The organism is Cupriavidus sp. IK-TO18, assembly GCF_015549295.1.
In the GTDB taxonomy this organism is placed as follows: Bacteria; Pseudomonadota; Gammaproteobacteria; order Burkholderiales; family Burkholderiaceae; genus Cupriavidus; species Cupriavidus oxalaticus_A.
Window position 1 is genome coordinate 1 of the sequence record NZ_JADGMP010000018.1, and the last position, 11601, is coordinate 11601.

An 11601-nucleotide genomic window follows, 5' to 3' on the forward strand; every position below is an offset into this window, starting at 1 on the left:
TCCTAGTGATGGGCGGTGGCGCTGGACTGCGTCGTGGCGGCTGTGGTCGCCAGCGCGACCAAAAGAGGCCGGCGCACGGCGGGCGCTCACCGCGAAATGCGAACAACCGTCCGTCGGGTCCGGTGACCTCTGTAACGAAGGCGCTAACTGGTTCCTGCGCAAAGCTGGCCGATGCCGCCGAGCGCGGCACACCCTTGGTGGCGGTCGCTCCTACCCGATCATCGGGCAGTCCGACTATTGAAATTGAAGAAAAAAGCCAATGGCGTTGCGGCGCAGCGTGTTATCGGTTTCGCGATGAAGCGACGCGGCCGCGAGGAACCGGTGGCCACCGTGCCGCTGTCCAGCCGGCGAATCTGGCCGCCAACGCCGTCGCGCGGTGCCACGCCACCACCACGCAGGAACGGCGTACGAGGCTGGCTATCTGCTTCCCGACCTCTTACGTGTCGGCTGTGGGGGAAGATACACGATCGTCGCGCGCGGCTTCGACGGCGGCGATTTCACCGGACTGCCTGCCGGAGGCAAGCCAGCCGCCCTGGCCTCTTCCGCGGCCCGCGCAATAGCCCGGCAAAGGCCTCCTGAAACCTCTAGCTTAGGATGTATTGGGACAGTTTCGTTGCCATGCCTGGACCTCCTGTTTGCATAGTCTACCGGACTCGGAGCGCCTGCGCCGCGCAACGAATTGCTTGGCGTAACCGGCTATGATGAACTCACGAACCGCAGAAGGGAGGCGCCATGGCTTCGAAACTGACTCACTACATCATGAGCCAACGCTTTCAAGACGTGGTTGGACGCGGGGTCGAACAGGCCGTGGCAATGACGCGTGCGGCAGGATTGACGCCGGCCGGCGATCCGAGCATCCCGCCGAGCGCGCGTCCGACGACGACGATCATCGTCGAAGCTGTCCCTTCAGCCAAGCCTGCGCGCCAGAGCGGCGCGATATCGCGTCGGGCGCCATCCGACTATCCTGAGGCTGGTTGAGGCGCTGGGCTCGCCCAGGGCGAATGGCATGTGCGGCCATGCGCCGCTGGCCCCCGCCAGGACCCTCCTTTTTCGTTCTTCCGTATCGTTGCAACGTTATGCAATTTGACATAGCTGGCGCTATGTCAAATTTCGCGGCAGGGGAGCGTTTTTTTTTGCATGAAGCGTCAACCGGCGGCCGACACAAAACTGATGACATTCAGGACGCAAAGTTGATGACACATGGTCGGGTATCCCACATGAATACTCAGTGGCGACACGAGAGTCGTGACAACTCAGCCAATACCTGCAGCAATATGGTCGGCCAGCGGACGGCCTTGCTAAGCTAAACCCCACCCCTTGGTTAGCATGTCAGCAGTTTGGTGTCATTTTTGGTGACAGCATTTCATCGCGACCCAGCCAAAGTTCCTTAACAGTCAAAGACCTTCAATCACGGCCGTTAAAAGGAACGCCGTCTATAGCCGTGGTGGTGGGCTGTTGGGAGCCGGAATTGGCTGGATTACGTGCGATTATTCTGGATCGGAAACCCAGAATTAGATGGACTGGCTGCTGCGCGAGGGCGAACGGATGAGTGCGCTAGTGCTGTCGGCCGATTTCTATCGGTTGCGGGCCGCCCAGCAGGTCCTCATCTGGGGAGGACGAAGATGCTTCCTGCCTGAACTCGTAACACGACCAGAGATGATCGATCGCGGGGGACTACGGCGCAACCTATCCGCGGGTTCTTTGCCACAAGCTTGGTCACGCTCGCACGGTCAGCGCGGCGGTGCGGAACCTATTGGTACTCTTCCCGCATCGCTATAGGGCTCGCCGCTGCCAGCGCCACAAATGCCACATTGCGCGATTAAACCCCTCTTACCTGCCCCGGCGGTAGCATGTACCGATGCCCACCAGGTTCATCAGGGAAAAAATCCCCCGACCTTCATCACGACATTTGGCGTGAATCGGCTCCAGAACGCCTCGGCAAAGCCATGAGAGGTGACGAAGCCCTCGTTCAGCGCGACAAATGGTTCGTCGCGGCATGCGCGCAGGTCGACCGCCGCCATCGACCGGCGCCGCACCCAGAAGCCTTCGTAGTCGTGTTCAGCTTCCTCGCACAACGCCTGGTAGGAGGCAAGGTCGGGAATCGTGGCTGGTCAAGCGGCAGTTGTGACAATCCACAATCCGCTAGCGTTGCTGCGAGCAGCGTATCTCCGTCACTGGTGGCGCATACCAACGGCATGCCTCCACAGTCTGATTCCAGATGCGCTCGGGCATGCCGCTATTCGCCGCCCTCGTCGAGACTCCCCCCATCTCAAGCCGAGGTGCGGATAGCTACATTCCGAATTCGGCAAGGTCCGTCGTTACGACGAGCGCCTGCCACTCAGTTAGCGGTGACTTTGGCGTCCTTAATCACACCGCCCCACTTCTTTCGGTCGAGAACCAGAAACTCCCTGAATTTTTCAGGTGACCCTCCTATGACCTCGATGCCGTCGTCGCTCAATCTCTTGGCCACGGCAGGCTGCTTTAGTGCTTCGGTTGTATCGCGGGCAAGTCTAGCTAGTACGCTAGGAGGCGTGCCCTTACTTGCACATAGTCCCACCCACGCCACCGGCTCGAAAGAACTGATACCTTGCTCAGCAAATGTCGGCACATTCGGGAGAGCTTCCAACCTTCGTGACGCAGCGACACCGAGAATCCGGAGCTTTCCCGATTTGACATGTTGCATCGAGCTTACAGGCTGGTCGAAGATTAGCGACACTTGGCCGCCGAGAAGGTCCGCCATAGCTTGCCCGGTACCTTTATAGGGAACGTGAACAATGTCCACACCGGTACGGAGTTTGAACATTTCCCCCGCCAGATGGCCCGCTGTGCCGTTACCAGAAGAGGCGAAGTTCAACTTGCCAGGGTTCGCCTTAGCGTAAGCGATGAGTTCCTTGACGTTATGGATCGGCAATGATGCATTGACCAGCGCAATGTATGGCGTATTGCCAATCAGGGTGACGGGCACAATGTCTGCTGGTTCGAAAGCCATACGCTGGAGGAATGGCTGAATCGATTGCAGTCCAGTAGTGCAAACCAGCAAAGTGTGACCGTCAGGGGGGGATTTCAGCATGACGTCGGCGGCGATTGCGCCTCCGGCACCTGGACGGTTATCCACAATTACCTGCTGGCCCAGCGATTGGGATAGCTTCGGCGCGATGAGTCTCGCCACAATATCGGTCGAGCCGCCAGGTGCGAAGCCTACTAGCAGACGCAGAGGCTTTGTTGGATACGACTCGGCACTATGTCCCACAATCGACCACGGCAAGACGATGGCCATACTCAGCCGAAAAAAATGTCTCAGCAAGTTCATGCTCGAAACTCCATAAGAACGGTTGGCTACCTGCGAAAAGCTGCCGAAATCAGCGTGTTAAGGCAGCACTATTCCTTATGCGCAAGTGGGAAAAAAAGGAGGCAGAGCGCCCCAAACAGCTTGCCCCAAAGGCGCAACCGTGCACGTGCACGGCGCCCCTCCGTCAAGCTTCCTTATACGCGCTCCATAACCATCGCGATGCCCTGACCAACGCCAATGCACATAGTGCATAGTGCGTAGCGGCCCCCGGTCCGGTGCAGCTGGTACATTGCCGTGGTCACTAGACGAGCGCCGCTCATGCCGAGCGGGTGGCCCAGTGCGATGGCCCCGCCGTTAGGATTGACGCGCTTGTCGTCATCGGCGATGCCCAACTCACGCAGCACCGCCAGACCTTGCGCCGCAAAAGCTTCGTTCAGTTCAATGACGTCCATTTGGTCGAGCGTCATACCGAGCTGCTTCATCAGCTTCTGCGTAGCAGGCGCTGGGCCGATGCCCATTACACGTGGCGCCACGCCGGCGGTTGCCATGCCGACGATGCGCGCGCGAGGAGCCAGACCGTGCGCCTTGATCGCATCTTCATTGGCGAGCAGCAGCGCGCAGGCGCCGTCGTTCACGCCCGAGGCGTTGCCAGCGGTCACCGTACCGTCCGGCCGGACTACGCCACGCAGCTTCGCCAGCGTTTCGAGGCTGGTAGCGCGCGGGTGCTCGTCGCGCTCGACCACGATGGGCTCGCCTTTCTTTTGCGGAATGGTGACTGCGGTGATTTCCTGCGCCAGCGTGCCATCGGCTTGCGCACGCGAAGCCCTCTCTTGACTGCGCAGGGCCATCAGGTCTTGGTCTTCACGGTTGATTTTGAAATCCGTGGCGACGTTCTCTGCCGTCTCTGGCATCGAGTCCACACCATAGGCGGCTCGCATGGCCGGGTTGACGAAGCGCCAGCCGATGGTAGTGTCGAAAACTTGGGCGTCACGCGAGAAGGCACTGGTGGCTTTCCCCAGGACGAACGGAGCACGGCTCATGCTCTCCACGCCGCCGGCAATCATCAGGGAAGTTTCTCCCGACCTGATGGCCCTAGCCGCCGTGCCGGTCGCGTCCATGCCGGAGCCGCACAGGCGGTTCACGGTCGAGCCCGGCACGCTCTGTGGCAGACCGGCCAGCAGCAGCGACATGCGTGCGACGTTCCGGTTGTCTTCACCGGCTTGGTTGGCATTTCCATAAATGACATCGTCGATGGCGGACCAGTCCAAATTCGGGTTACGCGCCATCAGTGCCTTGAGCGGTACCGCTCCAAGGTCGTCCGCGCGTACCGCTGACAGGCTGCCGCCGTAGCGACCGATAGGGGTACGGATGGCATCACAGATAAAAGCTTCGGTCATGTTTGCGTCCATGAGTAATCGCGTTTCAAGAGATGAATCGACAGGTTGCCGGCTGAACTCTGCTCATACAAAGTGCGAGCCAGACGCCCCTATCAGGGTGACTTGTTTCGTTGATTGCCGTACTCCTCGCTTGCCTGTGTCGACGCAGCCACGGGCTGTAAGGCCCTAACCGCAGATTGGCGGGCGACTGGGAAGCGGCTTGCCCTCCGACAGACCGCCAAGTGCAGCACCTTCCAAGGTCCCTCGAGTTCAGTTGGCTGTTCCATCTCAGCGAAGTGCTTTCCCAGAATGACCCCTGCCTCGATGGCAGAAGCAAGTACCACGACTCTCCACGACGGCTCGGCGTCCTCTGCCCACATCTCGTAAAGCCTTCGCAGGACTCGATGGTATTGGTTACCACAACGTGTTGCGTTCCTCGCCTCGCGGTGGGCCCGCATCGTGACAACTCGAACTTGCTTGAGAAGAGCAGAGTACTGTTGACTCCGGTATGACTGCCGCTGTGCCATCTGTCGATTTCAAACTGACGTCGAAGGCGAGCGGCACTCGCATGGTGCTATGCGCTACAGCCACGGCGTTACGTGACGGGCATCCCGGTCATTGGCCGGGACGAATGCGTGGGTCACTCAGTGAACAAGGGGCTTAAGTCCGCAGCTTTGAAACCAGGACCCACCAGAAGCTTCAGCCGCGACATCTTCTCGTTGAGTGCAGCAAGGCCCGCGCCGCGAGCCCAGAATACTGGGCCGCCCTGCCATCGGGGGAATCCGTAGCCATTTGCAAGAGCGACGTCAATGTCGCTGGGTCGGTCCGTCACGCCCTCGGCAAGCAAGTGCGCAGCCTCGTTGACCATGCTTAGCAAGACTCGCTCAACGATGTCCTCATCACTTACGGCCTGAACGCTCAGACCCTTCTCGGTCCGGGCGTCACCAATGAGTTGGTGCACGACTGGGTCTATCACCTTGCGGCCGTCAGCCTCGTAGGCGTAATACCCTGCTCCAGACTTACGCCCGAACCGCCCCATTTCACAGAGTCGGTCGGGAATCGATACATAGCGCGCCTCCGGGTCACGCAAATGGGCCCGGGACTGTCGCATGCGCCATGCGATATCCAGCCCTGACATGTCCGCCACCGCGAACGGCCCCATCGCGAATCCGAACTTTTGGAGTGCGGCATCAATTTGGTGCGGATAGGCTCCGTCTTCCAGCATCAGCTCACACTGATAGCGGTACGCGGCATAGATGCGGTTGCCGATGAAGCCGAAGGCGTTACCAGTCAAGACGGGCATCTTGCGCAGCCGCTTTGCTACCGTAACGCCCGTCGCAATTGCCTGCTTCGAACTGCGCTTGCCGCGCACGACTTCCACCAGCTTCATGACGTTGGCGGGACTAAAGAAGTGCAGTCCAATTACGTCGTCGGGTCGTGACGTGGAGTCGGCAATGGCATCCAGGTCCAGATAAGAAGTGTTCGATGCCAGAATCGCTCCTTGCTTCGCAAAGCGGTCTACCTGTGCAAACACTTCCCGCTTTACGGCAAGGTCTTCGAACACCGCTTCGATGACCAGGTCTGCTTGGGATAGAGCGGTCCATTCGAGGCTCGCCGCAAGTGCACCCGTTCTCTTAGCTGCTTCAGGTTGTGCCAACTTGCCCTTCTCGACCTGGGTGTCGTAGTGGTTCTTGATTCGCTCAGTACCGCGACGAAGCGCTTCGGCATCCCGCTCCACCAAGACCACGCGATACCCTCCGTCGAGGGCGGCAATCGCAATCCCCGAGCCCATCGTTCCGGCACCAATCACCGCCACCAAGCCGATGTCAGCCGGTTCGACATCGCGAAGCTCCGGATGCTTCAACGCTTCACGTTCAGAAAAGAAAAGATGACGAAGCGCGAAGGCGTCGTTCGACATGCGCAAGTCGGTGAAGACAGCGCGTTCCGCCTTCAAAGCTTCATCGACTGGCAGCCTTACACTCGATTTGACCGCCTCGATTGCTGCAGCGACTTGAGGGCGGCCCTTGCCTTGGCGCAGAGCGGCTGCCTCGGCGATTGCAACAGCGGCCGAATCTGCCGGCGGTACAGAAATGTCACGCAGCCTGCGCTTTCCTCCCATTTTGCGAGCGTATTGGACAGCGCATTCCAGAAGGTCGCCATTCGCAATCTCGTCCAGCACGCCGACCTTCAGCGCGCCCTCTGCAGCCACGCGCTTTCCACTGCAGACCCAATCGATAGCAGCCGGAATTCCAATCAGCCGCGGCAGGCGTTGCGTGCCGCCAGCGCCGGGAATCATCCCCAGGGTGACTTCGGGAAGTCCCACGACCAGATTTCGGCTGCCGACTCTGGCGTCACAACCCAGTGCGAGTTCAAAGCCACCGCCAAGCGCGGCTCCATGCAACGCAGCGACGACTGGCTTCTCGCAGGTCTCAATAGCGGCGATTACCGCAGGTAGTTCCGGCCGCTCCAGCGGCTTGCCAAACTCCCGAAGGTCCGAGCCCGCGATAAACGTGTTGCCGGCGCCAATTAATACCCCTGCTTCGAGGGACGGAACCGATGAAAGCGTCTCAATTGCTTCAAGGATTCCCTGACGTACTCTCAGGGAGCCGGCGTTGACTGGGGGATTGTCGATGAAGATTGCCAGGACGTTGCCGACACGCTCCGTACGAACTTGGGTGCTCATTGGTTGCCTCCATTCGATAGTGCTGTAACGAGTTCGGGCACGACGGTGTTCAGATCGCCCACCAGGCCGTAGTCGGCCACGGCGAAGATCGGGGCTTCGGCATCCTTGTTGATCGCGACGATGACCTTGGAGTCCTTCATACCGGCAAGGTGCTGGATCGCGCCGGAGATACCGACGGCGATGTACAGCTGCGGCGCGACGATCTTGCCGGTCTGGCCGACCTGGTAGTCGTTCGGCACGAAGCCGGCGTCCACGGCGGCGCGCGAGGCACCCAGGGCGGCGCCCAGCTTGTCGGCCAGCGGCGTCAGCACCTTGGTGTAGTTCTCGCCCGAGCCCACGCCACGGCCACCCGAGACGATGATCTTGGCGGCGGTCAGTTCCGGACGGTCGCTCTTGGCCACTTCGCGCGAAACGAACTGCGAAACGCCGACGTCTCCCACGGGCGGTAGAATTTGCACGACGGCCGAACCGCCTTCGCCGGCAGCGGCGTCAAAAGCGGTGCAGCGCACCGTGATAACCTTGATCTTGTCTTCCGACTTGACCGTGGCGATGGCGTTGCCGGCATAGATCGGGCGCTCAAACGTGTCCGGGGCGACGACCTTGGAGATTTCCGAGATCTGGGCCACGTCCAGCTTGGCGGCCACGCGCGGCAGGATGTTCTTGCCGTACGGGGTGGCCGGAGCCAGGATGTGCGAGTAGTCGTTGGCCGCATTGGCCATCAGCGCCAGCGCCTGCTCGGCCACGTTCTCGGCCAGGCCGTCGCCAAGGTACGTTGCGTCAGCCAGCAGGACCTTGGTCACGCCGGCGATTCCGACGGCAACTTGAGCGGCAGCAGCGGCATTGGCGCCTGCCACCAGCACGTGCACGTCGCCGCCGCACTGGGCTGCGGCGGTCACGGTGTTCAGCGTGGCGCCCTTGATCGATTGATTGTCGTGTTCAGCAATGACGAGTGCAGTCATGTTCTATCTCCCCCGCGCTCAGATAACCTTGGCTTCGTTCTTCAGTTTCTGCACCAGCGTCGCGACGTCCGGCAGCATCACACCGGCGCTGCGCTTGGCAGGCTCGACCACCTTCAGGGTCGACAGGCGCGGCTTCACGTCCACGCCGAGGTCTTCCGGCTTGACGGTGTCCAGCGGCTTCTTCTTCGCCTTCATGATGTTTGGCAGCGTGACGTAGCGCGGCTCGTTCAGGCGCAGGTCGGTCGTCACCACGGCCGGCAGCTTCAGCGACAGGGTTTCCAGGCCGCCGTCGACTTCACGGGTCACCGAGGCCTTGCCATCGGCCACCACCACCTTCGAGGCGAACGTGGCTTGCGGCAGGCCGGCCAGCGCGGCCACCATCTGGCCAGTCTGGTTCGAGTCATCGTCGATGGCCTGCTTGCCCAGGATCACCAGTTGCGGCTGCTCCTTGTCGATCAGCGCCTTCAGCAGCTTGGCCACGGCCAGCGGTTGCAGGTCTTCGTTCGACTCCACCAGGATGCCGCGGTCGGCACCGATGGCCATCGCGGTGCGCAGGGTTTCCTGGCACTGCGTGACGCCGCACGAGACGGCGATCACTTCGGTGGCAACGCCGGCTTCCTTCAGGCGCACGGCCTCTTCGACGGCGATTTCGTCGAACGGGTTCATGCTCATCTTGACGTTGGCCAGATCGACGCCGCTGCCGTCCGCCTTGACGCGGACCTTGACGTTGTAATCCACCACCCGCTTGACTGCGACAAGAACTTTCATAACATCACACTCCGGAAAATAGATAGGCCCAGCACATACCTTGGGATGGCTGGCGGCGCAATGACCAGTTGGAAAGACTGGATGTCTAACGGGCTTGGATCGCGCTGGCTTGTCAGAATCTTCCCGTAAAGCGACCGAAACGAATACTTCCAATTCCTTCCATAGGCATAACAAAATCGCATGCCTATTGCTCGGCACGCGACAAGATCGTCTTGCATCCGTCTCGAAAAAAAATGGCGAACATCGCTGTTCGCCCAATGGAGACGCCCCATGAAGAAAGTTAAACCTACTGTGCGTGGCATCTGCAGCAGCGCGGTTCTTCACTTGTTCGGGACCGTCATCTCTTTCCCCAGATGATTCCAGCGCTCATAACGGATGGCACCTCCGACATCCAGCTGGGTGTCAGTAGTTCGTCATGAAGAGCATGCCGAAAACATGGGCATGTAGGACTCCCCTAGCAGAATAAGTTCAGGCGCACCGGCCCATTCACGTGAAGAAAGGCGCTCCGCGGGTGGTGGGATCGCTTACAGCGCCTCTCCTTCCGCCAGCACCCCCGCAGCGCGAAGGGACGCAGCCAGCCATTTTGCAGTTGTGTCACCGCGTGAGATGGCCTCCAGACGTGCAGCCTCGTCTGCCACCTTGCGCTCGGCGAGTTGCAGCATATCGACGGCCTTCTCGCGCTCGATCACCACGACCCCATCTGCGTCCCCGACAACCAGATCGCCTGGGCGTACAGCAACGCCGCCCGCAGCAATGGGGTGATTGATTCGGCCGGGGACATATTTCGTTGGCCCGGCCGGATTGAAACCCGCGCTAAACACCGGGAAACCGAGATTCAGAAGCTCCACACGATCCCGGATAGCACCATCCACGACCACGCCACCGAGGTTCAACTTCTTGCACGCGCTCAGCATGAGCGTACCCATCAGCGCTGCGGTCAGGTCACCTTTGCCGTCAATCACCAGGATGTCTCCGGGACGCGCCAGTGCAATGGCGGCATGGATCATCAGGTTATCGCCAGGGCGCACTTCCACCGTGAAGGCGGGCCCCGCGAGGCTCATTGAATGGTGGACTGGTGCGATGCGTCCGTGCATGGCACCACGCCGTCCAGCTACATCGGCAAGGATCGCAGCTTGGAAGGCCTTGGCCTGGCCTACAACGTCCGGTGAGACGCGGTCAATTTGACGAATAATTTCAGGATGGTTCATAAGCGAGGGAATGGTAGGTTGGCCCCGTGGCGGCTTCGCCGTCACGGCGAGCAAGTTGGTGGAGTACAGGACGAGCGAGCTGCTCGTCCCGTACCAAGTTTAGCTAGCGCACCAGGGCTTCTGCGGCTGAGCCAAGTCGGCGGCAGCCTTCCATCAGGGTGTCCATGTCAGTAGCAAAGGAGAGACGGAAATGCGTATCGACGCCGTAAGCTGAACCTTGCAGGACCGCCAGATCTTGCGAGTTCAACACCCAGTCCACCCAGTCGTCGCTGTTGTTGATGACCTGTCCATCGGGCCGCTTGGAGCCGAATAGACCAGCGCAGGACGCGAACACATAAAAGGCACCATCAGGCGCAAAACAGTCGATGCCATCGACACCGCTTAGCGCAGACACGACAGCGTCGCGACGTTTCTGAAAGATACTGCGGTTTGCATGGACAAAGTCTTGAGGGCCGTCCAACGCAGCGATCGCTGCGGCTTGAGCAATGGAGTTAGCACCCGAGGTGCTTTGGGACTGAAGCTTGACCATCGCCTTGATCAAGGGAGCCGGTCCGCCAGCGAAGCCAATGCGCCAGCCCGTCATGGCGTACGCTTTTGACACGCCATTGATAGTCAGGGTGCGATCCTGCATCGCCGGGACCGCCTGGGCGAATGTCGTGAAGGTGCCGTCCCCATAGGTCAAGTGCTCATAGATATCGTCAGTCATCACCCATACATGGGGATGACGTTGAAGCACTTCGCCTAGTGCGACCAGCTCTTCGCGGCTGTAAGACGCTCCACTCGGGTTGTTGGGCGAATTCAGAATCAGCCAACGCGTGCGCGGCGAAATCGCTCGCTCAAGGTCGTCGGGCCTAAGTTTGAAGCCATTTTCGGCCGGACAATCTACGAAGACCGGCTGACCACCCGCCAGAAGCACGATATCCGGATAGGAGACCCAGTAGGGTGCGGGCACGATGACTTCGTCTCCCTTCTGGACCGTACATAGAACGGCATTGAAAATGACCTGCTTAGCGCCGTTGCTTACGATGATCGCATCGCGTGCGTATTCAAGGCCGTTCTCACGCAGGAACTTTCGAGCCACCGCTTCGCGCAGCGCTACGGTCCCGCCCACGTCGGTGTAACGCGTCTTCCCTTCCGCCATCGCTCGTATCGCGGCCTCGCGAATGTGCTCGGGGGTTTCGAAATCCGGTTCACCTGCCGTCAAACCAATGACGTTGCGACCTTGGGCACAGAGTTCCCGGACGCGCTGGCCGGCCATCGAACTAGGCGACGGTTTGATTCGGTTAAGTCGTTCTGCAAACTGGAGCATGATTGTCAA

The 11601-nt window shown here is 60.2% G+C and carries 8 protein-coding genes and 1 pseudogene; 1 reads left to right on the forward strand and 8 read right to left on the reverse strand.

Annotation, left to right across the window (positions count from 1 at the left end):
• The first annotated feature begins 732 nt into the window (after positions 1–732).
• A complete protein-coding gene (locus IPF36_RS15415; RefSeq protein ID WP_195428601.1) occupies positions 733–978 on the forward strand; it encodes a hypothetical protein in 246 nt (81 codons plus the stop codon).
• A gap of 844 nt (positions 979–1822) precedes the next feature.
• Here the strand turns inward: IPF36_RS15415 and IPF36_RS15420 are convergent.
• From IPF36_RS15420 to IPF36_RS15455, 8 genes and pseudogenes are all read right to left on the reverse strand, one after another.
• Positions 1823–2024: pseudogene (locus tag IPF36_RS15420) on the reverse strand (LysR family transcriptional regulator); the annotation flags it as partial.
• A gap of 314 nt (positions 2025–2338) precedes the next feature.
• On the reverse strand, positions 2339–3310 hold the full coding sequence (locus tag IPF36_RS15425) for a tripartite tricarboxylate transporter substrate binding protein (protein ID WP_195428603.1): 972 nt from the start codon (positions 3308–3310) through the stop codon (positions 2339–2341).
• Positions 3311–3483: 173 nt separating this feature from the next.
• Positions 3484–4686, reverse strand: coding sequence for a 3-oxoadipyl-CoA thiolase (gene pcaF / locus IPF36_RS15430; protein WP_133097890.1), 1203 nt, complete (start codon positions 4684–4686; stop codon positions 3484–3486).
• Positions 4687–5305: 619 nt separating this feature from the next.
• Positions 5306–7348 carry a 3-hydroxyacyl-CoA dehydrogenase NAD-binding domain-containing protein gene (locus IPF36_RS15435; RefSeq protein WP_133097889.1) on the reverse strand — a complete coding sequence of 681 codons (2043 nt, stop codon included), beginning with the start codon at positions 7346–7348 and terminating at the stop codon, positions 5306–5308.
• Positions 7345–8307 (reverse strand): FAD-binding protein, encoded by a 963-nt coding sequence (locus IPF36_RS15440; RefSeq protein ID WP_195428605.1) that lies wholly within the window; start codon positions 8305–8307, stop codon positions 7345–7347. Before IPF36_RS15440 ends, IPF36_RS15435 begins: the two co-directional genes overlap by 4 nt.
• An 18-nt stretch (positions 8308–8325) precedes the next feature.
• Complete coding sequence (locus IPF36_RS15445) at positions 8326–9075, reverse strand: electron transfer flavoprotein subunit beta/FixA family protein (RefSeq protein ID WP_133097887.1); 750 nt, start codon at positions 9073–9075, stop codon at positions 8326–8328.
• 524 nt (positions 9076–9599) lie between these two features.
• The gene (locus tag IPF36_RS15450) at positions 9600–10283 is read right to left on the reverse strand and encodes an RraA family protein (RefSeq protein ID WP_195428606.1); all 684 of its coding nucleotides are present in this window, start codon (positions 10281–10283) and stop codon (positions 9600–9602) included.
• A gap of 103 nt (positions 10284–10386) precedes the next feature.
• Entirely contained in the window at positions 10387–11592 is a 1206-nt protein-coding gene (locus IPF36_RS15455; protein ID WP_195428607.1) for a pyridoxal phosphate-dependent aminotransferase, read from the reverse strand.
• Between the last annotated feature and the right edge of the window lie 9 nt (positions 11593–11601).

Bases quoted from the DNA above. Each gene is read 5' to 3' on its own strand.
- IPF36_RS15415 (WP_195428601.1), top strand. From the start codon at position 733: ATGGCTTCGAAACTGACTCACTACATCATGAGCCAACGCTTTCAAGAC.
- IPF36_RS15425 (WP_195428603.1), bottom strand. From the start codon at position 3,310: ATGAACTTGCTGAGACATTTTTTTCGGCTGAGTATGGCCATCGTCTTG.
- pcaF (WP_133097890.1), bottom strand. From the start codon at position 4,686: ATGACCGAAGCTTTTATCTGTGATGCCATCCGTACCCCTATCGGTCGC.
- IPF36_RS15435 (WP_133097889.1), bottom strand. From the start codon at position 7,348: ATGAGCACCCAAGTTCGTACGGAGCGTGTCGGCAACGTCCTGGCAATC.
- IPF36_RS15440 (WP_195428605.1), bottom strand. From the start codon at position 8,307: ATGACTGCACTCGTCATTGCTGAACACGACAATCAATCGATCAAGGGC.
- IPF36_RS15445 (WP_133097887.1), bottom strand. From the start codon at position 9,075: ATGAAAGTTCTTGTCGCAGTCAAGCGGGTGGTGGATTACAACGTCAAG.
- IPF36_RS15450 (WP_195428606.1), bottom strand. From the start codon at position 10,283: ATGAACCATCCTGAAATTATTCGTCAAATTGACCGCGTCTCACCGGAC.
- IPF36_RS15455 (WP_195428607.1), bottom strand. From the start codon at position 11,592: ATGCTCCAGTTTGCAGAACGACTTAACCGAATCAAACCGTCGCCTAGT.